At 69.2% G+C, this 25,699-nt stretch carries 36 protein-coding genes and 1 pseudogene; 7 read left to right on the forward strand and 30 right to left on the reverse strand.

All coding sequences use genetic code 11. The annotated features are described in order from the left end of the window. Positions 1–362 precede the first annotated feature (362 nt). On the forward strand, positions 363–818 hold the full coding sequence (locus ABTX62_RS23015; protein WP_352117938.1) for a hypothetical protein: 456 nt from the start codon (positions 363–365) through the stop codon (positions 816–818). Between the two features lie 10 nt (positions 819–828). Here ABTX62_RS23015 and ABTX62_RS23020 read toward each other — a convergent pair whose 3' ends face one another. From ABTX62_RS23020 to ABTX62_RS23030, 3 genes and pseudogenes are all read right to left on the reverse strand, one after another. Further along, positions 829–1,257, reverse strand: a complete 429-nt coding sequence (locus ABTX62_RS23020) for a hypothetical protein (RefSeq protein WP_352117939.1) — start codon at positions 1,255–1,257, stop codon at positions 829–831. A 328-nt stretch (positions 1,258–1,585) separates the two neighbouring features. Continuing rightward, on the reverse strand, positions 1,586–1,936 hold the full coding sequence (locus tag ABTX62_RS23025; protein ID WP_502998002.1) for a transposase family protein: 351 nt from the start codon (positions 1,934–1,936) through the stop codon (positions 1,586–1,588). A gap of 16 nt (positions 1,937–1,952) precedes the next feature. After that, positions 1,953–2,417 (reverse strand): annotated as a pseudogene (locus ABTX62_RS23030) (IS5/IS1182 family transposase); the annotation flags it as partial. Positions 2,418–2,568: 151 nt separating this feature from the next. Here ABTX62_RS23030 and ABTX62_RS23035 point away from each other — a divergent pair. Beyond that, positions 2,569–3,624: a protein kinase family protein gene (locus ABTX62_RS23035; protein WP_352117940.1), complete on the forward strand. Its 1,056-nt coding sequence runs from the start codon at positions 2,569–2,571 to the stop codon at positions 3,622–3,624. Positions 3,625–3,638: 14 nt separating this feature from the next. Here the strand turns inward: ABTX62_RS23035 and ABTX62_RS23040 are convergent, their stop codons facing one another. The 5 genes from ABTX62_RS23040 to ABTX62_RS23060 form a co-directional block, all read right to left on the reverse strand. Further along, positions 3,639–4,091 carry a hypothetical protein gene (locus tag ABTX62_RS23040; protein WP_352117941.1) on the reverse strand — a complete coding sequence of 151 codons (453 nt, stop codon included), beginning with the start codon at positions 4,089–4,091 and terminating at the stop codon, positions 3,639–3,641. 164 nt (positions 4,092–4,255) lie between these two features. After that, positions 4,256–4,450, reverse strand: coding sequence for a hypothetical protein (locus tag ABTX62_RS23045; RefSeq protein ID WP_352117942.1), 195 nt, complete (start codon positions 4,448–4,450; stop codon positions 4,256–4,258). A 140-nt stretch (positions 4,451–4,590) separates the two neighbouring features. After that, positions 4,591–4,842 carry a hypothetical protein gene (locus tag ABTX62_RS23050; protein WP_352117943.1) on the reverse strand — a complete coding sequence of 84 codons (252 nt, stop codon included), beginning with the start codon at positions 4,840–4,842 and terminating at the stop codon, positions 4,591–4,593. 434 nt (positions 4,843–5,276) lie between these two features. Beyond that, positions 5,277–6,347, reverse strand: coding sequence for a hypothetical protein (locus ABTX62_RS23055; protein ID WP_352117944.1), 1,071 nt, complete (start codon positions 6,345–6,347; stop codon positions 5,277–5,279). Positions 6,348–6,646: 299 nt separating this feature from the next. After that, positions 6,647–7,393: a hypothetical protein gene (locus ABTX62_RS23060; protein ID WP_352117945.1), complete on the reverse strand. Its 747-nt coding sequence runs from the start codon at positions 7,391–7,393 to the stop codon at positions 6,647–6,649. 343 nt (positions 7,394–7,736) lie between these two features. On the opposite strand from ABTX62_RS23060, the gene ABTX62_RS23065 reads away from it, so the two are divergent. The 4 genes from ABTX62_RS23065 to ABTX62_RS23080 all read left to right on the forward strand — a co-directional run bounded on the left by ABTX62_RS23065 (position 7,737) and on the right by ABTX62_RS23080 (position 11,769). Continuing rightward, a complete protein-coding gene (locus tag ABTX62_RS23065; protein ID WP_352117946.1) occupies positions 7,737–8,885 on the forward strand; it encodes a ParA family protein in 1,149 nt (382 codons plus the stop codon). After that, complete coding sequence (locus tag ABTX62_RS23070; protein WP_352117947.1) at positions 8,882–9,856, forward strand: ParB/RepB/Spo0J family partition protein; 975 nt, start codon at positions 8,882–8,884, stop codon at positions 9,854–9,856. Before ABTX62_RS23065 ends, ABTX62_RS23070 begins: the two co-directional genes overlap by 4 nt. A 77-nt stretch (positions 9,857–9,933) precedes the next feature. After that, positions 9,934–10,986 carry a hypothetical protein gene (locus ABTX62_RS23075; RefSeq protein WP_352117948.1) on the forward strand — a complete coding sequence of 351 codons (1,053 nt, stop codon included), beginning with the start codon at positions 9,934–9,936 and terminating at the stop codon, positions 10,984–10,986. A gap of 315 nt (positions 10,987–11,301) precedes the next feature. Beyond that, positions 11,302–11,769, forward strand: a complete 468-nt coding sequence (locus tag ABTX62_RS23080) for a hypothetical protein (RefSeq protein WP_352117949.1) — start codon at positions 11,302–11,304, stop codon at positions 11,767–11,769. 196 nt (positions 11,770–11,965) lie between these two features. Here the strand turns inward: ABTX62_RS23080 and ABTX62_RS23085 are convergent, their stop codons facing one another. The 19 genes from ABTX62_RS23085 to ABTX62_RS23175 form a co-directional block, all read right to left on the reverse strand. Then, positions 11,966–13,348 (reverse strand): AlbA family DNA-binding domain-containing protein, encoded by a 1,383-nt coding sequence (locus tag ABTX62_RS23085; RefSeq protein ID WP_352117950.1) that lies wholly within the window; start codon positions 13,346–13,348, stop codon positions 11,966–11,968. A 107-nt stretch (positions 13,349–13,455) separates the two neighbouring features. Beyond that, positions 13,456–13,635, reverse strand: coding sequence for a DUF8839 family protein (locus tag ABTX62_RS23090; RefSeq protein WP_352117951.1), 180 nt, complete (start codon positions 13,633–13,635; stop codon positions 13,456–13,458). Positions 13,636–13,667: 32 nt separating this feature from the next. Continuing rightward, positions 13,668–13,868: a hypothetical protein gene (locus ABTX62_RS23095; protein ID WP_352117952.1), complete on the reverse strand. Its 201-nt coding sequence runs from the start codon at positions 13,866–13,868 to the stop codon at positions 13,668–13,670. 546 nt (positions 13,869–14,414) lie between these two features. Next, on the reverse strand, positions 14,415–15,278 hold the full coding sequence (locus ABTX62_RS23100) for an Lsr2 family DNA-binding protein (RefSeq protein ID WP_352117953.1): 864 nt from the start codon (positions 15,276–15,278) through the stop codon (positions 14,415–14,417). An 11-nt stretch (positions 15,279–15,289) separates the two neighbouring features. Next, positions 15,290–15,463 (reverse strand): hypothetical protein, encoded by a 174-nt coding sequence (locus ABTX62_RS23105; RefSeq protein WP_352117954.1) that lies wholly within the window; start codon positions 15,461–15,463, stop codon positions 15,290–15,292. Positions 15,464–15,484: 21 nt separating this feature from the next. Further along, positions 15,485–15,775, reverse strand: a complete 291-nt coding sequence (locus ABTX62_RS23110; RefSeq protein ID WP_352117955.1) for a hypothetical protein — start codon at positions 15,773–15,775, stop codon at positions 15,485–15,487. After that, positions 15,772–16,212: an ASCH domain-containing protein gene (locus ABTX62_RS23115; protein ID WP_352117956.1), complete on the reverse strand. Its 441-nt coding sequence runs from the start codon at positions 16,210–16,212 to the stop codon at positions 15,772–15,774. Before ABTX62_RS23115 ends, ABTX62_RS23110 begins: the two co-directional genes overlap by 4 nt. Then, positions 16,209–16,646, reverse strand: a complete 438-nt coding sequence (locus ABTX62_RS23120; protein WP_352117957.1) for a hypothetical protein — start codon at positions 16,644–16,646, stop codon at positions 16,209–16,211. Before ABTX62_RS23120 ends, ABTX62_RS23115 begins: the two co-directional genes overlap by 4 nt. 90 nt (positions 16,647–16,736) lie before the next feature. After that, positions 16,737–17,042: a hypothetical protein gene (locus tag ABTX62_RS23125; RefSeq protein ID WP_502998000.1), complete on the reverse strand. Its 306-nt coding sequence runs from the start codon at positions 17,040–17,042 to the stop codon at positions 16,737–16,739. A gap of 105 nt (positions 17,043–17,147) precedes the next feature. Continuing rightward, entirely contained in the window at positions 17,148–17,993 is an 846-nt protein-coding gene (locus tag ABTX62_RS23130; RefSeq protein ID WP_352117959.1) for a hypothetical protein, read from the reverse strand. 164 nt (positions 17,994–18,157) lie between these two features. Next, a complete protein-coding gene (locus tag ABTX62_RS23135) occupies positions 18,158–18,325 on the reverse strand; it encodes a pRL2-8 (protein ID WP_352117960.1) in 168 nt (55 codons plus the stop codon). Position 18,326: 1 nt separating this feature from the next. Next, positions 18,327–18,665, reverse strand: coding sequence for a hypothetical protein (locus ABTX62_RS23140; RefSeq protein WP_352117961.1), 339 nt, complete (start codon positions 18,663–18,665; stop codon positions 18,327–18,329). An 8-nt stretch (positions 18,666–18,673) separates the two neighbouring features. After that, complete coding sequence (locus ABTX62_RS23145) at positions 18,674–19,135, reverse strand: Pycsar system effector family protein (RefSeq protein WP_352117962.1); 462 nt, start codon at positions 19,133–19,135, stop codon at positions 18,674–18,676. 57 nt (positions 19,136–19,192) lie between these two features. Then, positions 19,193–19,477, reverse strand: coding sequence for a hypothetical protein (locus ABTX62_RS23150; RefSeq protein ID WP_502998001.1), 285 nt, complete (start codon positions 19,475–19,477; stop codon positions 19,193–19,195). A 4-nt stretch (positions 19,478–19,481) separates the two neighbouring features. Further along, positions 19,482–19,808, reverse strand: coding sequence for a hypothetical protein (locus ABTX62_RS23155; RefSeq protein WP_352117963.1), 327 nt, complete (start codon positions 19,806–19,808; stop codon positions 19,482–19,484). A gap of 226 nt (positions 19,809–20,034) precedes the next feature. Next, positions 20,035–20,502, reverse strand: a complete 468-nt coding sequence (locus ABTX62_RS23160) for an RRQRL motif-containing zinc-binding protein (RefSeq protein WP_352117964.1) — start codon at positions 20,500–20,502, stop codon at positions 20,035–20,037. Positions 20,503–20,698: 196 nt separating this feature from the next. After that, positions 20,699–20,938, reverse strand: a complete 240-nt coding sequence (locus tag ABTX62_RS23165) for a hypothetical protein (RefSeq protein WP_352117965.1) — start codon at positions 20,936–20,938, stop codon at positions 20,699–20,701. 110 nt (positions 20,939–21,048) lie between these two features. After that, positions 21,049–21,840 (reverse strand): hypothetical protein, encoded by a 792-nt coding sequence (locus tag ABTX62_RS23170; protein ID WP_352117966.1) that lies wholly within the window; start codon positions 21,838–21,840, stop codon positions 21,049–21,051. A 59-nt stretch (positions 21,841–21,899) separates the two neighbouring features. Beyond that, the gene (locus ABTX62_RS23175) at positions 21,900–22,394 is read right to left on the reverse strand and encodes a hypothetical protein (protein WP_352117967.1); all 495 of its coding nucleotides are present in this window, start codon (positions 22,392–22,394) and stop codon (positions 21,900–21,902) included. A gap of 224 nt (positions 22,395–22,618) precedes the next feature. On the opposite strand from ABTX62_RS23175, the gene ABTX62_RS23180 reads away from it, so the two are divergent. Further along, positions 22,619–22,780, forward strand: a complete 162-nt coding sequence (locus ABTX62_RS23180; RefSeq protein WP_168725275.1) for a hypothetical protein — start codon at positions 22,619–22,621, stop codon at positions 22,778–22,780. A 1-nt stretch (position 22,781) separates the two neighbouring features. Here the strand turns inward: ABTX62_RS23180 and ABTX62_RS23185 are convergent, their stop codons facing one another. From ABTX62_RS23185 to ABTX62_RS23195, 3 genes are all read right to left on the reverse strand, one after another. Beyond that, on the reverse strand, positions 22,782–22,970 hold the full coding sequence (locus tag ABTX62_RS23185) for a hypothetical protein (protein WP_352117968.1): 189 nt from the start codon (positions 22,968–22,970) through the stop codon (positions 22,782–22,784). Between the two features lie 80 nt (positions 22,971–23,050). Next, positions 23,051–25,195, reverse strand: coding sequence for a chromosome segregation protein ParM (locus ABTX62_RS23190; protein WP_352117969.1), 2,145 nt, complete (start codon positions 25,193–25,195; stop codon positions 23,051–23,053). Positions 25,196–25,277: 82 nt separating this feature from the next. After that, positions 25,278–25,697 carry a conjugal transfer protein TraB gene (locus ABTX62_RS23195; RefSeq protein ID WP_352117970.1) on the reverse strand — a complete coding sequence of 140 codons (420 nt, stop codon included), beginning with the start codon at positions 25,695–25,697 and terminating at the stop codon, positions 25,278–25,280. Positions 25,698–25,699: the final 2 nt, after the last annotated feature.

A 25,699-nucleotide genomic window follows, 5' to 3' on the forward strand; every position in this document is an offset into this window, starting at 1 on the left:
GAAGGCCGGCGAACGCGGGCGGCGCGGTCCTCGTGGGCGGGGTTGGGCGTGGGTTCGGTCGGCACGGTGTCCTCGGTTTCTCCGGCCTGCTGGCCGGGTCGGCAGTCGTCCGGCCCGCGCGCGGATGTGCGCACGGGCCGGGGCCACCGTGTGAAGCCACCCCTTGTCCGCGGTCTGACGGCAACCACCGTTAGGCGTCCGGTTCCTCCTTGACCGCCCCTTGCAGTCCTACTTTGTCCGTGACCGGAGTCACGTCCGTGCCGTGTCCCGGAGCGCGGCCCAAGGTCCCTCAGCTCGCCGGACACCTTCCCCGGACAGCGCAGCACTTCGTGACCTCCCGCCCGGCACCAGGTTGACGGGACGTGGAGAAGACCCTGCGGGAAGCCATCGCGTTGTGCATTCGACTCAACCGGGCCCAGGACGCCTACGGCGTGACGGCTGACAACAAGGAAGTGGGACTGGAAGAGCTGATCGCCGCGGGCGACGCCTTCCGCGCCTTCACCGATGGGCTGCGCGGCGAAGTCGACATGGACTTGGCGCAGGCCGCGGCCATGGAGGTAACAACGGGGAGGAAGCACCCGTACATCCAGCGGGATGAGGAGGGAAACCCCGTCGCGCTCGTCCCGCCACGAAGGATGACGGATGAGCAAGTCGCGCTGGCGCGAGAGCTCCTAGCCGACCCCAAGCAGACGATCACCGCCGTCGCGAAGGCTCTCGGTGTCACGCGCGCCGTCCTCTACAGCGAGGTGCCCGAGGCCAACCGCCGTTACGCACGCCTGAGAGCCACCGCACAGCAAGGAGGCGCGGTCGCACCGTAGCCCGAGGTCCTCACCGGGCTGGGCGCGTGCTGGACGGCGAGGCTCCGCGCCGCCAGTCCGAGGGCTTCTGGCCGCGGAACGTCTCGCCGGCTTCGATCCGGGCCTTGTTCCGGGCGAACTCCCGCTCGGCTGCGGACATCTGCCGGGGCGCGCAGCCGGGGTGTCCCCAGCCATCGGTCACCTTCGTGATGACCTCGCCCTTGGCGTAGTCCTTGAAGCAGGCCGGGCAGGTGCCCGGATACGCGGCGCGTACCGAACCGCGCGGCAGCGGCACCGCCTTCTTCACCGCTGTCTTCTTCGCGGCCAGCTTCCCGCCGCCCGCCTTCTTCTTCGCTGCCTGCGCCCGCTTGATCGCCTCGCGCTGCGCCTTGCCGGGCCGCTTCTTCGGCTGCTGCCCGCGTGCCGCCTTCGCGGCCTTCTGTGCCGGGGTCTGTCCCACGCGCGGATCGTAGAGCCGACTCCTGGCGGCCGTCGCGCGCCACGCGCACCAGCCACCGGAAACAGCGGCGCGCGGAGGCGCACCGGTAGGCGCGCGGCGCGATGAGTTGCACGCAACGCACCGCACTCCCCCACCGGATGGAGCGCACCGGGTGGACTCCACCGCGCAGCCGATGCGCTTCACGATGGGCTCCACTCTCCGCCCGGTGCGCCAAGTGGCGTCCACTGAGCCTCCGCCAACCTGAAGTTCCAGTTCAAAGGACTGGTGTGACCGGTCCCCGGGGTACTCGTGCTGGTCGTGGGCGGGAGTCCGCGCAGAAGATCGTCCGTCAGCGGTTGATCTCGAGGTTCGTCAGGACGAGCAGAGCACGCAGGAGGCGGGTGGCGCGAGCGGGATCGGTGCGGAGCTTGGTAAGGATCCGCCAGTTCTTGAGGTGGGCGAAGCCGTGCTCGACTGGTGCCCATCCGATTGCGAGGACCCTGTTGGCTTGCTTCTGCCCCGGGGTGAGCTTGTGGGTCCGGGTGGCGATGTAGCCGGTGACGATCACAGGGTCGAGGATGTCGTTGTCCAGGCCGCGGAAGCCGAGGTCGGCCAGCGCTCCGAGGCCGGCGGCGCGCAGGTGGGCCAGGATGGTCGTGACGGGCGGCGGTGTTGTCGTGGGTGCTGCCGGGCCGGGCAGCGGATATCCAGATCAGGCGCCCGTTCTCGTCGGTCAGGGCGAGGAAGTGCAGGCCATGGCTGCGGTGCTTGCCGGAGTAGTTCCGCCGGTCGGCCTTCCCGGTGCGGCGCCTGGTGCGGATGAGGGTGCCATCGATCAGGACCACCTCCCCACCCTGCCTGACGACCTTCTTCAGGGCACGGTCCAGCCGCGGCGCCTGCGCGGCAAGCAGTTCGATCAGCTCGTCGCGCCAACGGCGAACGGTGGACTCGGACACATTGTTGCCGCCAGCCATGTCGGCCAAGCGCTGGTCATGACGCAGCACGGCCAGGACGATCACCGCGATCCTTCCAGGCGGCAGGATCCGCCACCTGGACCGGATCAGCTTCAGATGGCGTCGCAGCAGACCGGCGAGGTGGCTGACGGTACGCGTGGACAGCGATAAACGGCACTGGTAAGTAAGTGCGCGGGAATTCTCGGCAGGCTCTTCGGTTTTCGTCATACGACCTCAACCCCACCTGCAGCACCTCCAGTTACGCCGCCTCTCACCGGCTCTGCGTGGGAGGGTGGTCTTTGGCCCCCGTCCCGGCGTCTGCTGGAGCCGTTGAACAGGAGGCGGGGCACGGTTGGAGGAGTGAGTGAAGGGCCCTGATATGTCCCGCGGTGCTCGTCTGGCCGCCCACGGCGCCGTTTCCACATCGCTGGCGCTGCGCAGTGACCGCAGTCTGCGCGAGTTTGTGGATGCCGGCGCACCGCTGGGGTCGGGCATCGGTGGGACGACGGTCCTGCTGGAGGTCGAGGGAACCCGGGTCTTCGTCAAGCAGGTACGGCTGACCGATCTGGAGCGACGGCCGGAGCATGTTCACTCCACCGCGAATCTGTTCGGACTCCCTGCCTTCTGCCACTACGGCATCGGCACCATCGGCGGCCCGGGGTTCGGGGCCTGGCGGGAGCTGGCCGCGCACACCATGACGACGAACTGGGTGGTCGCGGGAGACTACGAGGGCTTCCCTCTGATGTACCACTGGCGGGTGATCCCAGACTCTGGCCGGCCGCTGCCCGAGGAACTGGCCGATGTGGACCGAGCTGTCGCCTACTGGGGAGGCGGATCAGCGGTACGCCGACGGATCGAAGCTCTCCAGCATTCCACGGCAAGCCTTGTGCTGTTCCTGGAGTACATCCCGCAGAACCTGCACGACTGGCTGGGCGTCCAGATCGGGGCCGGCGACGAGGCGGCCGCACGGGCCTGCGCTATGGTCGACGACGAGCTGAAAGCTGGCATCTCGTTCATGAACGCCCGCGGACTTCTGCACTTCGACGCCCACTTCGAGAACATCCTCACCGACGGCCGACGGCTCTTCTTCACCGACTACGGCCTCGCGATCTCCTCACGCTTCGACCTCACACAGGACGAGGCCGACTTCTTCGACCAGCACCGCACCTACGACCAGTGCTATGCCGTCACCCACCTGATGAACTGGCTGGCCGTCGCTCTCTACGGACACACACCGGAAGAACGCAAAACGTTTGTGAACGCGTGCGCCCAAGGGGCGCCCCCAGAGGGGGTTCCCGCGTCGGTCGCGGCGCTCCTTGTCCGTTACGCACCGGTCGCCGCGGTGATGGGCAACTTCTATCGCGAGTTTCAGCAGGAGAGCCGAGCGGCTCCCCATCCGCTGGCAACGATCTGTCGGATGGGGCGAAGTACGTGATCAGCGGCAGCCCGTCACAGGCGGGTGGTGAACCGGCCGTCGGGTAGCTTCCGCAGCCAGCCCCGGTCGACGAGTCTGACCAGCTTTCCACGCAGCGGTTCCAGCTTGGATCGGATGTTGACGTCCACTCCCAGCATCTCGCCGACCTGCCGAGCCATGACCGGTCCAGCGGCCTGTCGCACGGCGGCGAGAATGCGCTGGTAGTCCGGCGGAAGCACGTTCTCCTCCACATCGGAGGTGCGGTGTGGGATCAGCATGACCGCCCGCCCACCCACCTGCGCGGGCACCGACGTGGCCGAGACGCGCTCATCAGCGATCTGTTCGCTCACCCGCTCAAAAACCCGTTCGGCGACAGCAAGTTCGTCTCGCTCGGCCCGCACCTCCGCCAGCTGCTTGGCCAGCTGTGCTTCGAGTTCATCCAGTTCCGCACGCCGCGCGGTGATCCGTTCCAGCAGCTCGGGATCCATGCATCGGATCGTAAATGGCCGCCTGACCCCAGCGAGTAGGAACCAGCGAACCGTCCGGCTCTGTCAGACGATCTACTCCGCAGACAGCCACCCACGACCAGCGCGAGCACTTCGAGAGCTGGTCACACCACATTGCTGACCTGCTGCTTCAGGTTGGCGAAGGCTCACTCACCGCTGGTGGCGTCGGCGCACGCGCGCGGTGCGCCACGGGTTCGGCCGGCCACCGGGGTATTGCCGCGAGCGGCGCCGGATGGGCGCGGAGACGGATACAGCGACGCGCGCAGCCGGGACGCGTCGGTGAGCCGCTGAAGGTGCTTCAGTTGCTCCGGCGAGAGGTACGGCGGGACCGGGTCAACCATGCGGGCCTCCATGCTTCGGCGAGTCGGTCCCCCGCACCCTCGCCCGTCCCCGCCGCCTCTAGGGCGTGCGCTCTGGCCGCGTCCCGGCAGCTGGCCCGACGACTTCGCCGTCCGTTCCGCCGGGTGGGCTCCGGTCTCCCTCAGCGGCCGCGGCCGCCCGCTCCCCTGCCCTGGTCCGGCTGCACCGTGGGGTGCCGCTGCTGCTGGCCGCCCGCGTCGGCGGCCGGGGCCTGCTTCGCCTGGTCCGCCTGCCTCGTCTGGTCCGCCTGCTCGTGGACCGTGCGGCCGCGGGCCTCGGCCGCGTGGGTGAGCGCGGCGATACGGGCGAGGTTCTGCGGCGAGGTCATCCACGTCGCGGGGTCGGTCGTGCGGCCCTCCAGGTGTACCGCCACGCGTTTCGCCTTTGGACCTTCGCAACACTGAGCATCCCCACAGGGGACACCGACTCTGACCTGGGAAAAAGCACGATCCCGTGAGGCGGGACAGTTCACCAGAACTTCACGGCCGGTCCCGTAAGGCGGGCGCCGGCCGCAGTTCCGTGCCCACCGGGCGGGCCATGCAAATGCTGCGCGACGGACGACCGCCTACGCCTCACGCACCCCAACGACAGCCGACTCCAGCGTCAAGGCTCACCCCCGCGTACCGCTCCCCTCACCCGACGGCCAAAGACGCTGCCCTGGCACCTACCGGGGTGCCGTGCTACCTGTACGAGGCCACGCCCGCTTCACCGCCGGGTGGCGCCGCCGCTTCGCCAGTCCACCGGCACAGCCTTCGTAGTGGCGTCCGCGCCAGCGGCCGAGGGATCGGTGAACGTCCCCGCTGCACATCATGCGAGGACGGCAGGAGTGCGGGGTTGCCTGGCTGCGGTGGGTGTCGCTTGGTCGGCCATGCGCTCGTGTTGGGCTGGCAGTGCCTGCTCAAGCCAGGCTGGTTCGGCTCCTGCTGCAACCAGCCGTTCGTACACGTCCGCGGTGCGGTAGTCGGCTCGGGTTCGGCGAAAGTGGACCGCGACGTCTCCGTAGCCGAGCCCCGGGTCGAACCTGAACCAGCAGGAGCGCTCGGCACCGCCGTCACAGTCACATGGCTTGCAGGCGCAGAAGTCACGCTTCACCTGCAACCTCATTCCCCATCTCGGATGTGTCAGGTGTTCGATGAGCGCGTCGTGATCAACCGAGACGCCGTGCTCGTAGCACAGCTCGAACTTCCATCCCAGGCCGTGCTGCCAGTACCTGACGCAGAACGGTTTGGTTACCGTGTGAAGAAGGGCGATCCGGCGCAGCAGGCCGCTGGCGATCCAAGCGGTTCCTGCTCGTTCTTCCCACCAGGTGGGGTCTTGGGCCAGGTAGTCACGTTCAGGTCTGGTCAGTTCGGGGGCGTCCCAGAGGGGTGCAAGCTGGTGATCAGTGCACCAGGCTCGGTGGTCGGCGAGGATCGACCGCCATTGGTTCGGCGTCGGCCCGGCCAGGATGACGTGGGCATCGGTGCCGACGAGGCCGAGATGAAGGCCGTCCGCGTCGATTCGATGGAGTCTGGCACCCATGATGCCGCCGGGTCCCTCCACTGAGTCCTTGGTGCCGGTGTACCGGGTGGGCAGAAGAGCCCCGAGGCTGTGCTGCGGGAGCCGGTGACGGGGTCCCAGTTTGGCGTCCAGTCCCACTACCAGGTGATCGGTTGCTGGGAGGGTGTAGGCGACGCCGACGGGATGGGCGCAGTAGTCGACCGTGCCGCCCAGGCGCTCGAAGACGCTCGCTTCGAGCCGGGCCTGATCACGATCTGCGTCGGGCACCGGATGCTGGTCTACTGGCGATGCAAGTTGCTGCAGGCTTGTCTGGTGGCCTCTGCCGGTGCAGTGGGAGCGGTAGCGGGCTTTCTGCGTGAGCGCGCTTCCGTGGCTCATGATCATCCTGATCTGTGCGCCGTCCGACCCCGGTGCACTCAGGTCGGTGATCTGGGTGCGCTGGTGTTAGTGGGGCGGGGCCTGGCTCCTTCACACCCACAATCTGTGTGCTGGGCACCTGGTCGGTTGGCGCGCCTGTGGGTGATGGCCTCCTGATAGGCCGTTCAGCAGCGTAGTGGCACAGATGGTTACATCGGGGACGTTGCGTCCACGGTTCACCCCATTGGGCTTGCGGGGCGTTGGGGTGTGACCCCGGGGGCCCTTCCCGATTGGAGCTCCGCCTCCATGGCCACAACGGCCTACTCAGCGCGCTCGCACTGCGACGGTTCAGTCGGCGGCACCGTGGTGCTCGGGTTTTTCATGATCGGGATCAGCGCGAGGACGCGGTCTTGAAGAGTTGGCGGCAAGTGGTCGAAGGCTTCGCTGTCGTCCGGGTAGTTGCCGTAGAGCGCGTGCAGCGCCGCTTCCAGGGCTTCGTGCTGTTCCGGATGGCTCCACCCCGATTGGCCGGCGATGTCACTGCCCACGGAGTGCCAGACCACTGAGTGTTCAGGTGCCGGCTGGCCAGTGAGTCCAGCCAGATGCTCTTCCACTCGTGGGGTGAAGTACGCCTCTACCTGGCGGTCCTCGTTGACCTGGAGGTACCGGCGCAGGAAATACCGCTCGACTCCCTCGTCTCGTAGGTACGCGGAGATCGTGCCGATCAGCAGTTGCAGGTGCGCCATGGCATCGGTGAGCTTGTACAGCGTCATGGCCTGCCATTCCGCGAAGTCGCTGCGCCAGCGCCCTTCATCCATCGCAAAGTAGAGGTACTTGGCGATTCGGTGGGAGTGGTATCGCACCAGTTCGGTCAGCACTTCAGGGACAGGCTCGTTGTGGAAGTAGTCGGGTCCTCTGCCGTCACGAGGATTGCCTGCTCCAGCGACGCCATCATCCTCGTGGAGCCGGTCCAGACGGATCGCTTCTAGCGCAGCCGCGTAGGACTCGCCGGTTTCGGCTTGCCGTCGCCGGGCCGCGTTGGCCCGTGCCTGGTTGTGGGACTGCATGGTTCGTCTTCCGCGCCAGACCCGTGACCCGGCGCTGGCAGTCGGTGATGACGCGAATGAGCCGGCAGCGATCACGCGGAGCGTGTCTCAGCTCTCGATGCAGTCGGCGCTCACGGGGCGGCGGTTGCTGAGCTGGAGCCGTCACGGGCGACTCTGCTGGAGACAACGACCGCCGGAGGGCTCGGTCACGGCCCGTTGGAGACTCCGCCGGACAGGAAGGTCCATGGCCCAGCGCTGACGGCGAACTTGCCGGGCAGGTGGCACGTACACCGTTGGGCCGAAGTGAGTGTCTTGCACTCAGAGCGTGCCTCTCCCCCATCATCACCTAGTAATGTTCGGCCGCATGAGCATCCCCAGCCCCCGGGGGGAGCGAGAGAAGCTAATCACCGCTCTCACTCCCCAGTTGCGCAGACACCTGAAGATCCGCGCCTTTGAGCACGGAATGGACATCCAGGACGCGACCGAGCACGCGATCAACGCCTGGTACTCGGCCGACGGCTTGCCGGAGGTCAAGACGGACGGCGCAAAGACATGGGGGACATTCCTCCCTGTCGGCGAGCCGGACAAATTCAAGGCGGCCTGCTCGGAGCGCGGTGTCACCTACGTCCAGGGTCTGGCGCAGGCCATCACCTTGTGGCTCGACAACCACCCCTCCCCCAGCGCCCCGTTGGTGGCTCAGCCGGTGGTGCGGGTGATAGTGGCCAACCAGAAGGGCGGCGTGGGCAAGACGTTCCTCTCCTCTGGCATCGCCCAAGCTCTCGCGGAGGCCGGCCACCGGGTACTGCTTGTCGACTACGACCCCCAGGGCCACCTGACTGCCGAGCTGGGCTTCGAGGACCTCATGTACGAGGACGACGTCGAAACGCTCATGATGCACATGGACGGCAGCGCCAAGGGCGACATCCATGACCTGCTGGTGGCGCTGGACGGTGAGCGGTTCGGGGAAAGGCTCCACCTGCTGCCCGCATCCGATGACGCGTTCCTCCGTGACGTGGCGCTGTCGAAAGTGAGCTTCAGCGAGGCCGCGCTGGAGCGAGCGCTGGAGCCGCTGGAGGCGGACTACGACGTCATCATCATCGACGGACCGCCCAGCCTCGGACTGAACATGGACACGGCCCTGTACTACGTACGGCGCCGCGACGGTGAACTCGCTGACCGTTCCGGCGTCATCACGCCGGTTTGGGCCAACAAGGCTTCGCATCGGGCGTTCCGGCTCTTGAAGTCGCAGATGGATGATCTGTGCCGTAAGGGCCGCATCCAGGTCGACTACCTCGGTCTGATCATCAACGCGTACGACAGCCGCCGAGGCAAGCTCGTGAAGGAGAACAAGGACCAGTGGGAGAAGAGCAGTTCTCCTGCGGTTCTGGCCGTGATCGGTGACCTCAAGGAAGGGCGTGAGGCGGCAGACGGTGAGATCCCGCTGCTGGAGTACGCGCCTGAGAGTGAGCACGCGCAGGTGATGCGCGACCTGGCAAAGGAGCTGGCCGTATGACGCCCCCGACGCAGCGGGTCACCCGCGGGTTCAGCATTGACGAGGAGGGCCAGGAGGCGAAGCCTGCGCCCCGTCGCATTCGGACGCGGCAGCAGATCATGAATGGGGAGGGGAAGCGCCCCCCGGCGTCTGTGCCCCTGTCGATGCTGGCGCACAACCCGTTCAACCCGCGCGATGAGCTCACCGAGATCGACGAAACCGCGGACTCTTTGAGGGAGAAGGGCCAGCTTCAGCCGGTAGCGGTCGTCCGGCGGGCGGCGTTCCTGGCAGTGCATCCTGGGCGGGAAGAGGAGATCGGAACTGCTGAGTATGTCGTCATCGACGGTAACCGGCGTCTGGCTGCCGCGTCCGTTGCCGGGCTGACGGAGCTGCGGATCGATGTCAACGACGATCTCGCCGCTAGCGCGGAGGACATGCTCGAGGGAGCGCTGATCGCCAACGTTCACCGGGTCGATGTCCCGCCGCTGGATCAGGCGAAGGCGATCCAGGAACTACTCACCAAGCACGGCAGCCAGGAGAAGGTGGCCAAGAGACTCGGCAAGTCGGGTGCCTGGGTGTCGCAGCGGCTGGCGCTGCTCGGCTTGACCGAGGATCTGAAGGAGAAGGTCGAGTCCGGCGAGCTGACAGTGAAGGATGGGCGCCGCATCGGCCGGCTCCCTGCCGACCGGCAGAAGACCGAGGCTGCCGCAGCCCTTAACCGGGTTAAGACTCCTCGCAAGCGCAAGTCCAAGGAAACCGGCGCCCCAGCCAGCGAGTCGGCTGCGCCTCCGATTCCTTCCCAGGTGCCTGGGGACGCAACGAGCGCAGCTCCGGACGCTGACAGTCTTAACCCGGTTAAGGGTGTGCAGAGGCCCGCCGAGGTCCCAGATCTTCCTTGGACGGATCCGGCCTGGTTCAACGAGCAGCTCCGCGCGCACATGTCGGATGAGCACCGCGAGGAGCTCGTGCTGCTGCTCATGGCAGATAGCTGACGGCACCGTACAACCAACGATCGGGTTGGATGGTCGAGGGTCCGGACTCCCCTAGGAGTCCGGACCCTCCTTGTCGAGTGCCCGAGACCACGCCGGGGCCTCTGCGAGTTCAGCGACTCCCCACGACCGTCATGGAAGAAGACGTGAACAAGAGCGATCTCCTCGCCTCCAGTAGGCGCCTCATGCACCTGGCCCTCGGGGACCTCGGTGCTGCTGACCAGCAAGCTGACGTGGTTGTCCTGCACGCAGGCGTCGCCATCGAGCACGCTCTCAAGGCGCACTTGTGCGACATCCACCCGTCTCTTGTCGTCGACGGGCGCGATCTCCCGAGTCTGCTGCACGCCGCTGGCCGAGGTGATCTCGCAAAGAAGGAACTGCCGCTGGTCAAGACCATCGGTGCCGTCGACGCCTTCTTGCGAGTCAGTCAGATCCTTGACAAGGACAAGCTGCTAGTGACCAAGGAGCAGTTCCGCGTGATTGCCGACGCACGCAACGGCGTCGCTCATATCGGAGTCCATGACACCGCCCAGCTAGAGGACCTTCTCAGTACCGGGATCAAGGTCGTCGACGCCATTCTCGTCGCGCTTGAAGAGGACGCTGCCGAGTACTGGGGGGAGTTCCAGCCTCTGCACGACAAGATCCTTGAGGAGAAGCGCCGCGCGGACTGGATCCGGATCGAGGCGTTGAAGATCCGCGCTCAGAAGACGTACGTGGCACGGTTCGGCGCCAGCGACACCGAGGAGCGGCGTAAGGCCATAGCCAGCGCAGAGGTACACAGCATGGTAGCTGGGCAAGCCGCAGCGATGCGCCGTTGCCCTGCCTGCTCCAACCGCGGCTGGGTCGGCGGTGATCTAGATACCAGCTTCGCGGAAATGGAAGAAGAGCCGCAGGTTGTCCTCGTCACCCGCCACTTCCTGTGCAGCGTCTGCAGCTTCGCCCTCGACGGCTACCTTCTCGGCTACTTCGATCACCTCTACGAAGACATCCCCATGGGGCCGGCCGCGACCTTTACGTACGCCGACGGCAGCACCCATGAGGATCTGTGGATGAACCTCGCCTCAGACACCTTCGTAGATCGCAGGCGCGCAGAGGAAGAAGAAGCTCTACGCGCCCAGATCGAGGAAGCCTGAGCGTACGCAGACAAGGAGGTGGCCTTAACCCGGTTAAGGGCCTGCTCGAGGCTGGCGAGTCGGATGACTTTAGTCCGCACAGCTAGCCACAGCAGTCATTCGAGACGGTCGAACGAATTGGAAACAGCTGCTTCGACCGGCCCGAAGCACCCACGCGGGCCCTGGGCTCGGCCCTCCGCAAACACAAGAAGGCGTGTACCCCGCGTTCAGCGGGGAGTACGGGCCTTCGGCCTTCATCTGCCGTATGGGGGAACACACACGGAGCACGGCAATGAGCGCGCCACTGCGAGCTGGCCGATCGCAACAATCGCGGTCATGGCATCGACAACGGAAACTCTCCTGGCGGCCTTGTGCAGCGCCCTGACCGACCGGGACACAGTCAGCGTCCGCGGCACACTGATCGGCGTACTCGGACGTGCGCCCTCCAAGACTGAGGTTTCTGCGGCCAGCAAGGCGGCTCGCAAGATCGCTGAGGACGGTGACGCCGTCCTCATTTCACTCCTGCCTGAACAGGCCGGTCCCGACGCCTACGTCGCTGCCGACCGAGGCGGCAAGCGCCGGGCGTCGAACTACCTGACTGTGGACACGAACATCATCAAAGACCTGCCTTGCCGCGTCGAACTCGCCACCGAAAAGTGGGACGCGGTCATCGATGAAGGCATGCGGCTCACCCAGCAGAGAATCGAAAGCGACCCGATGCTGTCGGCGTTGCTGCCCGGTTGGAAGGCCGTACCCCGCGCCGAGAAGCGGGCTCAGTTCGCTGAGCAGGCAGCAGCCACCTGACCGTCATTCGACCCGACAGCGAAGTGAGACGCCGTACAGACGCTCGAAACGCAAAAAGCTCCGCTCCCCGGCACGCAGCCGGGGAGCGGAGCTTCATGGTGGAGCAGGTGTCAGGGTGCCCAGGTCGCGGATGCTTCTGGCTGCCTAGAACGGTGAACGCGGCCGGGGTTAGCGGGGTCCCCGGCCATGGCAGCTTCTACTCGGTTGTCGCGATGGATTGCTGGTGCGCCCAGACACTGATGTTCTCGCGCTGTTCCGACTGCCATGCCACGAGACGGAGTTCGCCCGCGGCGGTGATGCTGTGAGCTTCGGGGATACCGAAGGTGTGGACCAGGTGATTCGCCAGGAGCGATGCGGCCTGCACCATGCCGGTGCTGCCGTCCGCCAGGTCGTCGACCAGCGCGGTGGCTTCGGCCTGTGCCGCTTCGGCGCAATGCGTTCCCGACGGAAAGGGTGGTACCTGTTCAACCGTCAGGGGGTAAGTCTCGCTGCGTGCGGGTTGTCCGGGCCTGCGTATGGGCCTGGGCGGGGCGTAGGGGTGGGCGTACATGCCGTCGACGAGGTCGACTTCGACAGTTGCTGTTCCGGTGGCTGCGCACCGGTCCCGGGCATGAGCGGCCAGGAAGGCCAGCGCTGACATCAGTCGATGGGCGAGGACGTCCCCTTGCAGGGAACGGACTCGGTCCGTGGGGTCCTCGTCCGTGTCGACGCGTGTCGGCAGGGGCTGCGCCCAGATGCCGGATCCGTCGTCATAGAGGTGGACCAGGTCTCCGTCGGAGCGGCCGGCGCGTTGCTCCAGGGTCAGCCTGTGGGGGCCGACACTGACCTGCCGAAACAGTCGTGTCCCGGAGCCGATCAAGGGCTGGGCCGCAAGGAGTTGTTCCTTGTACTCAGTGAAGGAACTCTGGTTGATCCGCATCTCGCCGGGCATGTCCGGCACCAGCGTCACCAGCAGATGGGGGCGCTCGCGGGTCAGTTCGCTCGTCACGAGCCATGTCTCGATGTCGCGCGTGCGCGTCGCCCGGTCCGCGGCAGCGGTGAAGCGCTGGTGGTAGGCCGTGGCCACGTAGGTCTCGGACAGCCAGTCCGTCTTGCTGCCGGAGCGGCGGGGGTATCGCAGGGCTGGGGCGTTTGGTTTCGTCGGCGCCATGGTGATGGCATGCGGCGCCTGCGGGCTTCGGGGGACGGCAATTAGCAGGAAGCCGTGCCCTGGATTGCCGGGGTTCTCCTTGAGGAACGGCTCCCACTGCACCGGCGGGGCAGTGGACGAGGCAATGCGCTGCTGGAGGTCTCGGATGTGCTGGTCATCGAGGTCGACGTCGAAAGCACGGGACGGAATGCCCCGGCTTTCTGCCATCCCGATGACGAGCACGCCGCCAAGGTGGTTGGCCAGAGCTGCGACGTCCTTGGCCAGCTCTTCCCGGTGCTTGGGTTCGCCGCCGTAGTGCTGCTGTTTGTAGTCGAGGTCTTCGGCTTCGATTGCCTCCTGGCGTCCGACGAGAGCGGCGATGTCGCCGTATCCAACCGTTTCCAGACGGCCACCGAGGAGTGCCTCCAGCCGGCGTGAGCGAAAAGCCATGGCTCTACGGTAAGCACCTGCGGGCCATGAACGGGGGTCCTTCTTGTAGGACGAGAGAGGCCGCGCCCGGCCGGGGAGGCGGGCGCGGCGCTCAGGGGGATGGGTTGCTACTCGGTGGTGGTGCCGGTGACCACGAGGAACTGGTCGCTGGGCAGGTCCATCACGACCTGGGCGTCCGGCCTGCCTTGGGCGCGCTGGGCGGCGGCATACTCTTCCGCCGGCCAGGAGCCACGAGGGCCTCCGGCGGGGAACCTCTCCAGGACAGTGCGCTGGGGCTGGGTAACCATCAGGGGTGCTTCCCTTCGGGTGTGGCTGGCGGTCACGGGTCGGTGTCCTCGGGGGCGGGGACGTCGCCGAACATGTCGTCCATCGCCTGGGTGACGGCGGGTCGGTGTTCGGGCCGGGTGGCGTTGAGGACCGTGTTGGTGAGGTCGATCAGGTCGATGTCCTCGAACAGGTCGGTCAGGTCCGCGATGGTCTCCGGGTCCAGGACGACGCTGTCGGGGCGTTCGCTGTCCATGAACAGTTCATGGCGTCGATGTAGTCGGCGAGCCGGTGGGCTATGGCCGGGGTGACGTCGAGGCTGTGGCAGTGCTCCAGGCCTGAACCGAGGGCTCCGGTCGGGCTGATGTGGATGCGGATGCTCTGCCCGGGGCCGAGGGCGGCTTGCCCGAAGCCGGTGAGGGCTTCAGCGAGAGCTGCGATCGCACTGGTGCGGTCGGCGTCCGCGTCCGTCGCGGTCGCCGTGTCCCCTGCTTCGTCGCCCGCGTCCAGCACCGGTGCTTCCCAGAGCACTTCGAGGCTGTCGGCGTGCAGCCGGATGACCCGTCGGCGGTGTCCGGGAGCGTGAGGTGGCCGATGACGCGGAGCAGGCCGCCGGGCTGCCGCTCGGTGAGCAACGCGTGCGCGATCTCCGGCTCCATGGTGGTGCAGGGGATGACAGCTTCTTCGACCAGGTGGTCGGTCCCGGCGGAGCAGGTCAGCCGCCAGGAGACGGTGCCCTCGCGGTCGCCGGGTTCGGCTTCGGCGGCCAGGTAGCCGTCCAGGGCGAGCGGTATGGCGTCCATCAGCTCGCCTCCGCCAGGCCGTTGGTGCGGTGGGCGGCGTCGTAGGCGTCCAGGACGGCCTTGGCCGGGTTGCCCCGGTCGGCGACCTGGTAGCCGTTGGCCCGCGCCCACGTCCGGATCGCTGCCAGCTCCTCCTTGCTGCGCTTGCCGGTCTGAACCGCCGGAGCCGGGGCGGGAGCCAGGGGCGTGGCGTCCTGTTCCGCCGTGGCGGCGCGGCCGCCGGCCTTCACCTTGCGCAGCTGCGCCTGCGCGGCCTCGAGTTCGGCCTTGGCCTTCGCGACCCGCTGCTCTGCCTCCCGCTGGGCGGCGTCGGTGGCGCGGCGCTCGGTCAGCTCGGTGAGGTCGGCGCGGACGCGGGCGGCCCGGTTGCGGATGCTGGCGGCCGGGTGGTTCTCCGCCCACGCGAGCAGGGCCTCGATCCCGTCGGAGTCCGCCGTGCCGTCGGGCGCCTGGACAGCCGCCTCCGGGGTGCTGCTGTCGTCCGTGCCCGGGGCCGGGACGGTGGTGGTGGCGGGCAGGTCGGCGTGCTTCACGGCTTCGGCGAGCTCGCCCTCGGACAGGCCGAGCGTGCTGCGGACGTGCTCGGGGCTGTTGCCGTTCTTGAGCATGGAGGCGGCCGTGGCAGTGAAGGCGTTGACGGTCATCGTCTCTCCGGTGTCGTCGGGGTTGGTGAGGTGCGGGAGCAGCCGCACGAGGTCGTCTTCGGCGCAGGGCAGTCCGAGGGCGCCCAGCAGGTCCGCGAGGTCTTCCTTGTCGCGGGCGTGGTGGGCGACCACCAGGGAGGCGGCGTTGCTCTGGTCGCTGCCGAGCGGGGTGAGTTCGAGGGCCTCGGCTTCGAGGGCCTCTTTCTTGTCGGTGAACACAGCCCGGCCTCCTACGCGGCGGTGGTGCGGGGCTTGCGCTGGGCGAGGTCCAGCAGCTCCCGGTTGCGCTTGCGCTGGGCGTCGGTGAGCGGCCGGGCCTTCGCGCCGTGCCGGTGCCAGAGCGGCGAGGCGGGCGGCTCGGGATAGGCGAGGGCGTGGTCGACGTCGCGGTGGGTGTTACTCATGGGAGCCTCCAGGCGGAGGAGTCAGGCGTGGTCGTCGCCTTGGCCCCTGGACTTGGGCTTCGGCTTGGCGTCGGAGGCAAACCGCCCAAGGCGGGCCTCAACGGGGTTGGCGGCTATCCAGCTCTCGGCGCACGCCTTGTGCACGGGCTCTTCTGAGTGCGAGCGCATCGGTGTGGGCCGCCCGCACAACACGCAGGGCAGGTCCTTCCAGCGGGCGAAGTGCCGAGCGTCGCGCCATTCCAGGAGGCCACCGGGAGCCGGGATCAGGCCCGGCTCGAACGGCGACTCCTTCTTGCTGGGACGGCCCTTCACGGCCGGAAGCCGGGCAGCTGCTGGAACACGCGCTCCAGCAGGTCCTGCGTCGGCTTCCAGGGCACGACCTGCCCGCGTGCGGGGACGGGCAGGGGCAGCTCCTGGACGTCGGCGAGCACCAGGTGCCAGGCGCCCGGGTGCGCCCACTCCGAGCAGGGCGGCGCTCCGTCGGGGTCCTGGTGGCAGTCGGTGATCCGGGCGATGCCGACCACCGAGCCGGTAACCAGCTGGCGGCCGCGGATCGTGCGGCCGATCAGCGGGGTGCGCAGCGCGGGCTGGTCGATGGTCTTGCTCGTGTGCAGCAGCACCCAGCCGGTCCGCCACGGTGCGGGCCGGTTTTCCACGTCTTTGGCTCCGGCGAGGATGCAGGCCGCGTACGGCTGCCGGATGCTGATGCCTCGGATCCAGTCGCCCTCGGGCAGGGTCGTGGGGCTCATGCGGCTCGCCCCCACACGGCCGTGCCCGGCCGTCCGGCCCGGCGCCCGTTGATGGACGGCACGGTGGCGTGCACGGCGGTGGCGAGGACCGCGCGGCCGGAATGCTTGCCGGCGTACAGGGCTGCGTCGGCCCCCCTCTGCAGGCGCGTCAGGGCGCGTGCGTCGATCACGTCCGGGGGCGCGGCGCCAACCAATGCGCCGACGTCGACCAGGACCACGGTCGTGTCGTCGCCGTGGCGGGCCAGGAGCCGGCGGGCGCGGGCGGTGTAGGCGTCGCGGCGCATCAAGCCGGTCAGCGGATCCTTCCGGGTTGCCGCAAGTTTGCGGTGCAGCGCCAAGGCGTGCACCATCCAGCCGGTCAACGGCAGGGCAGCGGTGGTGATCAGGAGGGTGCGCGGGCCAATCCGGCCCTGAACGCGCAGGACGGAGTCCATACTGGGGATCTCCCTCTCGTCTCGTACGGGTTGGGTGGGCCCGGGACGGGCGATTGGTTTGGACGCCGTGACGTCCGTCCCGGGGCGTAGCTACAGCTCGAAGTCGCTGCGGGTGGTCCAGCTGTAGGGGCTCTTCCAGGGGCCGGCCTTCGCGGCGAGCCAGTCGAGCTCCCAGCCAGGTCGCAGCCCGCGCGCGGTCCAGCTGTCCGGCTGCTTGCCGGGGTCCTCGAGTCCGGCCTGCTGCGCGGCGAGCGCGGCGTCGCAGACCTCGTGCGCGCGTCGCAGGGCTGTACTGCGGGAGTCCGCCACGCCGGCGAAGACGTGCAGACCCCGCAGGGCCGGGTTGGTGGTGTGGTGCATCGGGACGTCTACCTCGTAGAACTCGTGGTCCGGCATGACGTCCATCTCCTCTCTGGTCCTGGTCCCGGGGGTTTCTGCTGCTTGAGGGACCACCGCGACCGCCCCGGCCTTGTCGTGGGCCGGGGTGGCACGGAGCGTCCGTCAGGCGCGGTAGACGGGCGGGCGGACTCCGGCACGGAGCTCGCGGATGATGGAGCAGGGGCCCTTGGTGGCGCAGTACGCGTCGTCGGTCTCGGGGAGGGCGTTGCCCGTGGTGCCCCACATTTCGCGGGCGACCGCGTTCACGGCGCGCAGCATCTCGCCGTTGTTGGGGCGGCAGGCGCTGTTGGTGTCGCCGACGCCGTGCCGGGCGGCGCTGATGATGTGCTGGCGGGCCTGGCGGGCGGCCCAGCGGCGGCTGTCGGGGCCGGTGTTCTCGTGGACGTGCCCGCAGTCGTGGAACGTGTCCATGTGGCAGACGGTGCAGTGGTAGGTGATCAGCTGGTCCGGCTCGCCGCCGGGAAGCCACGTGCCTTCGAACTCGTAGACGATGACCTCCGCGCCCGGGATCTCGGTGTGCGAGAAGGCGGTGACGAGGCCGACGCCGTCCGCGATGGCGCCGCGCTGTGCCTGGTTCCAGAAGACGCGGGAGAGGAAGTCGTCCCAGCCCTTGCCGTGGGGCCACTGGGCGTACATGACGCCCTGCGAGGCGTCGAAGGTCGCCTTGCCGTCGACGTTCTCGCGCTTGTACTTCTCGATCTGCTCGATCGACCCGAAGTACGTCGCGCTGAACTCCTCGGATTCCAGGAAGATCAGGCCATACCCCTCGGGTCGGGTGTCGTGGCCGTTTTCCCGCAGCATCTCGACCATGTCCTCGTAGCCCGGGTTTCCGGGGGCGATGGTGCCGACGAGGGGCAGCCGGTAGTAGTCGCAGCTCGTGACGTGGGCCGGGTTGGTCTCGCTGACGTTGTGCGCGGTGCCGTACGTGTTCGTGATCGTGATCCCCATGCGTGGGTGTCCTTCCCGGGTTAGCAGCGGGCGCCCGGTGTGGCCGGGTCGCGGCGGGTTCTGGTTGTTCGGCGAAGCGAAACGGAGTGAGAGGTGCCGGGCAGCTTGGATGGGGCGCTGCCCGGCGTGATGGGTGAGCAGGGCGGCGGCTTTGCGCGGCGCCGTCAGCGGACGATCATGCGAGCGGGGTGGCCGTTCTTCATGTGGTCCACGCACTGCGGGCAGTCCTCGCGCGGACCGAGCCCGGCGTGCGCCTCACGGCTGGCGTAGGCGTGGTACCAGCACTGCGTGCACTGCCCCCGGGGCGGGTTCATCGCCTTGGTGTTCGCCATCTCAGCTGGCTCCTTGCGGGTGAAGGGCGCGGGCAGCCCAGATGAGCCGCATCCCGGCGTTGTCAGTGAGCAGGGCAGCGGCCTCGTGCAGCGGGCACGAGGCGTCGCCGTCGCGGTCGGGCTCGACCTGCTCGGCACGGTGCGCGGCGACGGTAAGCAGCTGCGCGACACGGGCCATGAACCCGCCGGGCGGGTCGGTGTCCTCGATGAGCTCCCGCAGGATCGCGGCGAGTTCCTCCTGGTCGATGTCCTCGGCGCTGAGGTCGTCCTCGATCTGCTGGAGAGCCAGGGAGGCGATGCCGACCGAGGCGCGGACGCGCTCGAGGCGCGTGCGGGTCACGGCCGCCGTCACAGGGCGAGGCCGGCGGCGGCCAGCGCGATCAGGACCAGGGCGGCGAGCGACAGGTCGACCGCGCGCCGCAGGTGGGTGAACTTCCGTACGGCAAGGGTGGACAGGACCCGGATGCGGGCGGCTCGGGTGTCGCCGTCCATGCAGTCGCGGATCGCGTCCTCGTCGAGCTGTGCCCAGTACGGGAAGGAGGCCCGGTCTGCGCCGCTGAGCCGGGGCCGGACGACCAGGAGCAGCAGCACGGCGGCTGCGCCCAGGGCGAGGACGGCCGCCGCGCCGAACACCTTGGTCGGCAGGGGCAGGTCCTTGTCGGCGACGGACGCGAGGCCTGCCAGGACGGCTCCGTTGAAGGCAAGCAGTAAGGACGACTTTCCGTCCGTCCTGCTGATCTCACTGGCGACCGAGGCGCAGGCGGCGTCCATGTTCTTGTCGATGCTGGGAGCGGTGACCGTGGAGGTCATGGGCGGTGCTTCTCCTTGTCGTTGCCGGGCGGGCCGCGCGCGGCCCGCCGGAGGTGGTCAGAACGGTGGTTCGTCGGGGGTCGCGGGCAGCGGCAGGAGCCGGATGCGGAGCTCGCGCCGGTCGGACCAGCAGCCGCACGCCTCCATGTCCGGGAACGGCCCGCTGGTCCACCAGCCGCCCGCGCCCCGGTAGTCGGGGCAGGAGCGGCGGGGCCGGGGCGTCAGCTCGATGCAGTGCCGGTCGGCATGCAGCTTCCAGTGGCCGGTCTCGAGGACGGCGGCAGCCGCGATGACCGTGACGGGCACGGCGGCCGCGACCAGCACGGCGGTTCGGGCGCGCACGACGTCAGGGCCGGCCGAAGGGCTGGACGGTGAAGCGGGTGCCCTGCCCGGAGCTGGTGGGCGTCGCGGTGAGGAAGCCGGGGTCGGTCTGCGCGAGGGACGCCAGCAGCGCCTCAATCCAGTCGGTGGGGCGCTGGAGGTCGACGCGGAGCGCGTTGAAGTCGGCGAGGTGCACCGGGTGCGGCTGGGTGCCGTAGCGGCGGGCCCACAGCCGGGTGCGGATCAGCTCGGCGGCCTCGGTGTCGTCGGGCCGGGCGGGCACGCCGCGCGGCATCGCCTGGCAGGCCGCGGCGTGCGTGTTGGCGGCCTTGGCGGCCTCCGTCTCCTTCATCGGGTTGTGCGCGACGTTCTGGTCCGCGCGGTAGGTGCAGCCCAGGCAGGCGGCGGCGTAGTGCGCGGTGCCCCGGTCGGCGTCGGCGTGTAGACGAGGACGGTCGCGCCCTCCAGCGCCCGGTAGCGCTGGGAGACGATCGTGCCCTCCGGCGTCCAGGTCTCGGGCGCTGGGGCGGGGCGGGTGAACAGAGCCACGGTTGACTCTCCTTCGAGGGGTTCGTTGGTCAGGCGGCGAGCCGGTGGATGACCGGGGCCGTGGAAGCGACGTAGGTGTCGGGACTGGGCTCGAAGCCCCTGGCGCAGGGGTCGCAGCAGCCCTGGCTGCGCAGCGGGAGACAGAACCAGTACCGGCGCCCGCATTCGGGGCAGGTGGATCTTGCGGCCATGGCGCGGTCCAGGGCCCACTCTTGAGCGAGCGTCGGAACACGCTTGGGCTTGGCCAGGTCGACGCGGAGCAGGTAGCCGCGGGTGGGGTGACGGCAGGACCACTGCGGGCGGGTCGCGCACAGTTTGCAGCGCAGGATCGCGACTGGTCCCTCGTTGTCGCCGGGGCTCAGTCCCATCTCCCGTAACTGCCGCCTGGTGACCAAGCCTTCGGGCACCGTGCTGCGGTCGTACTCGGGCAGCGCCGCGTCGCTGCGCGGCACCCGGGTCACCTCGGGGCGGCGGCGCTTCTTCCGCGGGCGCGTCATCACCTGCTCCAGGCGCCGGGCAGCCGGTAGGGGCGGTGCGGGTAGCGGGGGCCGGGACGCTGCGGGCGGGGCCGGCCGATCTGACGGCGCGGGCGGGGAATGAGCACGAGCAGTTCCTCCAGTCGTCGAGCGGACAGTGCCGCGCCCCGCCGACGTCGTGCTGGTGTCGGCGGGGCGCGGCCGGGGGGGCGGCTGGTTAGGCGGCGAGGCCGTGGGCCGTGTGCGTGCGGAGAGCTCCGGGCGCGACCGGCGCGGGCGTGGTGTGGCCCGGCCGGGGCGTCTCCGGCTGCTGCGGGGCGCCGTGCAGGTGGGTGCCGACCAGGTAGCCGATCAGCAGCCCGGTGACGCCGAAGACCTTGTGTCGGTTGGCCTTCCACCAGGTCGGAGCCGGGGGCTCGGTGAGCACGCCTATGACGGTCGGGGCTTTCGCAGCCAAAACGGGGTCTCCTTCTCGATCGGAACGGGGTGGTGCGTGCGGCCGGGCGGCCTGTCCGGTCCTCGCCGGACCCCGGGGCGGGGTGGGCGAGGGCCAGGCAGAGCGTCAGGTCAGCGCTGAATCGGGCGGATGTTGTCGGGACCGAGGTCGTCGCCTGCCGGGCTGGGGGCGGGGATGGTGGCGTGCAGGTGGAGCGCGGGGTTGAACTGGTACTGCGGCGGGTGGTTGTGGACGATGGGCCGAAGCGTCAGGCCGCGCAGGGCGAAGATGCTGGCCAGTGCCCACATCAGGGCGGCGAGCCCGATGGCGGCGGCGCGGCCTCCGGCCGGGGCGGCGGACCAGATCATGGCGAGGCTGCTGAGGCCGAACAGCAGCCAGGCGATGCGAGCTCCGGCGTTGCCGAAGAACCCGCCGACCAGGCCTACCAGACCGGTCATCTGCCAGAACGCGTACAGGGCGGCCGGGGCGACGGACAGGTGCGCGGCCTGGTCGGTGAGGAAGAGCCGGATGGGGTGGTCGACCGTGCCCCACAGGCCGCTGCCGTCACCGGCGCCGGACGCCGGGACGGCGGACAGGCCCTTGAGCGTGGCGGAGGCGATGTCGCCGGCGGCGTCCACCATCAGAACGATGAGGCTGAGCCCGCCGAACAGTGCGGCGGCTTTGAGCCAGGTGGCGATCTCGTGCCAGCTGGCGTGCCGGGCCTGGAAGATCTCTTCCCACCGCTGGTAGAGGAAGCCGCCCTCCTCCCAGGACTCCTTCCACGCGGTGCGCAGCCGGGCCAGCCGCTGGGTGCCGGGCTTGCCGTCCGGTTCGGGGGTCGGCGGCACGGGCGGCAACTGGTTGAGCACGTCGAGGAAGGACGGGTTCTCCTGGCCGTTGACCGGCTTGTCGTTGCTGGGCATGGCGTAGCTGCTCCTTCGGCGAAGGGGATCTGTGGGTGGTGCGGGCTGGCCGGAGCTGGTCAGCGGATCTCGTTGCGGGTGCGGGCGAAGAACGCCCCGCGCGTGGTGCTGTTGTTGTGGATCTCGGTGTGGTGGGTGACCGGACCCTCGTAGACGTTCCTGGTGACGGCCGCGCGGGCCTTGCTGATCGCGCCGCCGATGGCGGTGGCGACCATGGCCAGGCCCGCGAACGGCAGGGTGACCATCAGGACGCCGTTCAACGTGACGGAGGCCAGGCCCTGGAGCACGAGCCAGGCACCACAGCCGATGCCGGTGACCCCGGCGCCCACGCCGATGGAGGCCACCGCGATCCCGGCCGCCCAGGCCGGGACGACCCGGTGGTCCTCCTGCTTCACGGGCGGGGCATCGCCGTAGGCCGGCGTCTCGGTGTCGTCGCGGAACGAGGTGGGGTGGTGACGTACGGGCTTGCTCGCCCATTCGTCGAGCAGGCGGCGGGCTTCGGCCGCGGCCTCGGACTCGGGCATGCCGGACTGGGTGGTGTTCAGGGGGTCCATCGGGGTTCTCCGATCACGCGGGAAGGGGAGCGCCCTCCTGGCCGTGGTGGCCGGGAGGGCGCGTGGGGGAGTGGCCGCGCGCAACGGCGAAGGGCGTCGCCGGAGTCGTATCCGGTGGCGCCCTTCGGAATTGCGCAGCAGGTGAGTTGAGGCTGGCGGGTGGGTAGTCACCGCACCTGCGCCCCGGGCATCCTCGAACCAACAGGCGCGGGGAAGGGGATCTGGTGGAGTTCGTCTTCGATTGCGGATGGTGCGGGGGCGACAACTACTTCGTGGGCAAGCAGGTCGGCTTCTGGGTCGACAAGTGGGAGATCCCCTCGGAGTGGGACTGCCGCTTCTGCGACGGGCTCAACTACACGCCCGACCCGCCGTGGACCGAGGCGTAGTTCAGAGGCTGGAGAGCAGTCCGGCGAGCGAGGCGAGGCCGCTGTTGATGGCCGGGGCCAAGCCGGTGGCGGCGAGGGTGAAGCCGAACAGCGTGCAGGCCAGTGCGGAGCCGACGCGGACGTAGCCGCCCTTGACCAGGACGACAACGATGATGCCCAGCAGCGCGGCGGCGGAGATGGAAAGGGCCACGGCGGTGGTGCTCCTTCACAAGGGGTCGGGTGGGGCCGGCCGCGCTCGGGCAGGCCGACCCCAGGGATAGGTGGGTGTGATCAGGCGTCGGTGAGGTTCTTGATGGCCTCCAGCGCCTGGCGGGGCGAGGCGACCTGCTCGGAGCGGCGGCCGCCGCCCTTGGAGCCGCGCCCGCCTCCGCCCTTGCCGCCGCCTCCACCGCCGCGCCGGCGGGACCGGCCCTCGCCCTCGTCGTCCTCGTCAGGCTCGGGCCAGAACTCGCCGGGCCGCACAGGCTCGTTCCAGTCGAACCACAGACCGCGCTTCTCCAGCTCGCTGATCTCGTAGTCGGTGAGCCGGTTGACCTCGTCGGGGAACAGCGTGGACAGGTCGGTGTCGAAGTCCGCGTACAGCGACCGCATGAGCACGGCGCGGCCGTTGTCGAGGACGATGACCGCGACGCCGCCGGTGGAGACGCCGTTCTCCGGGTCGGCCTCGCCCTTCATGGCCCGTTCGATTGCGGAGCCCTCCTGGCGGGAGTAGCGGGCCGGGATGGTCGGCACGTCGTAGGCGTTCTCCATGGTGCCCTCCGCCGCCTTGCGGGTGGCGCCGGGCGAACCCATGTTGAAGATGATCGGGCGGCTGTTCTGCCGCAGGTTGTCCTTCATCTCGGTGGAGAAGCCGTTGTGCGCGAACGGCGACTGGCCCGCAGGGTTGAAGCCGATCCCGTACTTCAGGCCGGTGACGGTGAGGTCGTCGCCGTCCTTCTGGATGAACTCGCCGAAGTCCGCGTCCTGCGCGGCGGTCATGAACTCATCCGCGTACACGTTGAGCTGTCGGTAGGGGCAGCGCGTGTCGCCGGGCTTGTAGTCGTGCGGCTGGCCGTCGTGCGGCCAGGGCATCTCCGCCCTGATCTCGCACAGCGCCTTGGCCGCGCGCAGCTGGCGGGCCATCCACAGCGCGTTCGAGCCCTGCCGGTCGATGTACCGACCGAGCACGGTGGTCTTCTCGTCCTTGCGGACGGTCGACAGCCACACCACCTGGCCGTCCAGCGACTGGGCGGCCATGTTGATCGCAAAGAACTGCGTCTTGCCGGAGCGGGACACCCCGAGGATCAGGCCGTGCGCGGCGGCGTTCTTGTCGTGCTGGTACACCATCGTCTTCACCGGCTGGCCGGTGATGGTGAACCCGCACACGTACATCCCCTTGGCGTCCGGGGTGAGCAGCTCACGGGTGGCGGGGAAGATCGCGCTGAGCGGCGGGGTGTCGAACGCGCTGATCAGGAACTCACTGCCGTCGATGAGGACGAACACGCAGGAGTCGTCCTCCGGCAGCCCGAGTGCGCGGCAGACCTTGGGCAGGTCGATGCGCGGGGTCTCGGTGGAGTCAGCCATCTTCGCCCGGTAGAAGGTGACCCCGCGTTCGTCGTCGCGGGTCTTGTGGACCAGCTCGGAGCCGGGGGCGCCGCCCTTGGGTCCGCCGACCCGGTCCGTCCAGCGCTCCTGCGCGGTCGGCTTGGTGCGGCGGCGCTGGTTGGCGTCGGGGGTGATGCGGGCCTCCATCCAGCCGGGCCCGCCCTGGCGGCCGGGCTGGATGGCGACCTCCGACAGGACGACGTCGCTGGAGTGCACGCCGAACGGCGCGGCGACCGCGGCCTCCGTGAGGCCGGTGATCGGCCGTCCGGTCTCCGAGGCGCGCAGCAGGATCGTCATGTCGTGCCGCTGACCGTCGTGCCGGGTGGCCTTGACGATGTGCGTGCGGCCGGGCATCCCGGCCTGCTCCCACAGCACGCGCGCGTCGCGGGTGAGCAGGTCGGCTCCGTCGTCCGGCTGTACCACCGGCTCCTCGAGGACTTCCGTGGGCGCCGGCTGCGGGGCCGGGGCGGCGAGGGCGGGGCGGTGGCGGTGGCGGGTGTGCCGGGAGAACGGCATCACCAGGTAGCCGGCCGCCGCCCATCCGGCGGCGAGCAGGGCGTCCATCCAGTACGGGCCGAAGCCGGTGGTGGTCTTGGCGGCGACGTCGACGGCGGCGGCCAGGACCAGCGGGGACCAGCGCAGGATCTTGCGTCCGGCGCCGGGCTCATCGCTCTTGGCGGCGAGGAACCAGCCGCCGATCCCGGCGGCGCCGGCGAGCTGCACGACCTGGTTGACGGGGCTGTCGGGGTAGAGGTTCGGGGCCACGGCCAGCACGGGCGCGGCGAGGGTGTAGGCGAGGCGTTCGAGCGCGACACTGCGCGGCGTGGTCACCGGCTTCTCCTTCGGGAAACGGGACGGGCGGCCCCGCGATCTGCGGAGCCGCCCGTGGCGGGGGTGGGTGGGGGAGTGGGGGTCAGTCGTTGAAGAAGCCCGGCCTGGGCGTCCTCTCGCGCCGGTTGGAGCGGATGTCGTCCAGCGCGCCGTACAGCTTGGAGTGGGTCCGCTTGGTCTCGAAGGTGAGGTCGGCGGTCTCCTGCGCGGTATCGTGCAGCTTCTTGACCTGCACCCCGGCGCCCCCGAGGGCGACACCGACGTTGCTGGTCAGCTCCACGAACTTCGGGTCCAGTTCGGCGTTGGCGACGTCGCGGGCCGCGTCCTCGGCACGCTTGCGGTTCTTCGCGATGCTGCGCACGAGTTCCTCCAGGCCGAGCCCGGCATCGTCGAGCGCGCGTCCGAGGGCGTCGAGCTTGGCCTGGACGGCCTTATAGCGGTTGTCGCCGTCGGCCACGGCGGGCGCCGCGCCGCTGGGGCGGGGTGCGAGTTCGCTGCTCATCA

The organism is Streptomyces sp. NPDC096046, assembly GCF_040303285.1.
Classification (GTDB): Bacteria; Actinomycetota; Actinomycetes; order Streptomycetales; family Streptomycetaceae; genus Streptomyces.

Excerpts from the sequence above, each read along its gene's own strand:
- ABTX62_RS23195 (WP_352117970.1), bottom strand. The coding sequence starts at position 25,697 with ATGAGCAGCGAACTCGCACCCCGCCCCAGCGGCGCGGCGCCCGCCGTG.
- ABTX62_RS23060 (WP_352117945.1), bottom strand. The coding sequence starts at position 7,393 with ATGCAGTCCCACAACCAGGCACGGGCCAACGCGGCCCGGCGACGGCAA.
- ABTX62_RS23085 (WP_352117950.1), bottom strand. The coding sequence starts at position 13,348 with ATGGCTTTTCGCTCACGCCGGCTGGAGGCACTCCTCGGTGGCCGTCTG.
- ABTX62_RS23090 (WP_352117951.1), bottom strand. The coding sequence starts at position 13,635 with ATGGTTACCCAGCCCCAGCGCACTGTCCTGGAGAGGTTCCCCGCCGGA.
- ABTX62_RS23130 (WP_352117959.1), bottom strand. The coding sequence starts at position 17,993 with ATGGGGATCACGATCACGAACACGTACGGCACCGCGCACAACGTCAGC.
- ABTX62_RS23070 (WP_352117947.1), top strand. The coding sequence starts at position 8,882 with ATGACGCCCCCGACGCAGCGGGTCACCCGCGGGTTCAGCATTGACGAG.
- ABTX62_RS23135 (WP_352117960.1), bottom strand. The coding sequence starts at position 18,325 with ATGGCGAACACCAAGGCGATGAACCCGCCCCGGGGGCAGTGCACGCAG.
- ABTX62_RS23040 (WP_352117941.1), bottom strand. The coding sequence starts at position 4,091 with ATGGATCCCGAGCTGCTGGAACGGATCACCGCGCGGCGTGCGGAACTG.
- ABTX62_RS23105 (WP_352117954.1), bottom strand. The coding sequence starts at position 15,463 with ATGAGTAACACCCACCGCGACGTCGACCACGCCCTCGCCTATCCCGAG.
- ABTX62_RS23160 (WP_352117964.1), bottom strand. The coding sequence starts at position 20,502 with ATGACGCGCCCGCGGAAGAAGCGCCGCCGCCCCGAGGTGACCCGGGTG.
- ABTX62_RS23055 (WP_352117944.1), bottom strand. The coding sequence starts at position 6,347 with ATGAGCCACGGAAGCGCGCTCACGCAGAAAGCCCGCTACCGCTCCCAC.
- ABTX62_RS23065 (WP_352117946.1), top strand. The coding sequence starts at position 7,737 with ATGAGCATCCCCAGCCCCCGGGGGGAGCGAGAGAAGCTAATCACCGCT.
- ABTX62_RS23175 (WP_352117967.1), bottom strand. The coding sequence starts at position 22,394 with ATGGACCCCCTGAACACCACCCAGTCCGGCATGCCCGAGTCCGAGGCC.
- ABTX62_RS23125 (WP_502998000.1), bottom strand. The coding sequence starts at position 17,042 with ATGCCGGACCACGAGTTCTACGAGGTAGACGTCCCGATGCACCACACC.
- ABTX62_RS23145 (WP_352117962.1), bottom strand. The coding sequence starts at position 19,135 with ATGACCTCCACGGTCACCGCTCCCAGCATCGACAAGAACATGGACGCC.
- ABTX62_RS23080 (WP_352117949.1), top strand. The coding sequence starts at position 11,302 with ATGGCATCGACAACGGAAACTCTCCTGGCGGCCTTGTGCAGCGCCCTG.
- ABTX62_RS23095 (WP_352117952.1), bottom strand. The coding sequence starts at position 13,868 with ATGGACAGCGAACGCCCCGACAGCGTCGTCCTGGACCCGGAGACCATC.
- ABTX62_RS23035 (WP_352117940.1), top strand. The coding sequence starts at position 2,569 with ATGTCCCGCGGTGCTCGTCTGGCCGCCCACGGCGCCGTTTCCACATCG.
- ABTX62_RS23170 (WP_352117966.1), bottom strand. The coding sequence starts at position 21,840 with ATGCCCAGCAACGACAAGCCGGTCAACGGCCAGGAGAACCCGTCCTTC.
- ABTX62_RS23120 (WP_352117957.1), bottom strand. The coding sequence starts at position 16,646 with ATGGACTCCGTCCTGCGCGTTCAGGGCCGGATTGGCCCGCGCACCCTC.
- ABTX62_RS23155 (WP_352117963.1), bottom strand. The coding sequence starts at position 19,808 with ATGAAGGAGACGGAGGCCGCCAAGGCCGCCAACACGCACGCCGCGGCC.
- ABTX62_RS23115 (WP_352117956.1), bottom strand. The coding sequence starts at position 16,212 with ATGAGCCCCACGACCCTGCCCGAGGGCGACTGGATCCGAGGCATCAGC.
- ABTX62_RS23045 (WP_352117942.1), bottom strand. The coding sequence starts at position 4,450 with ATGGTTGACCCGGTCCCGCCGTACCTCTCGCCGGAGCAACTGAAGCAC.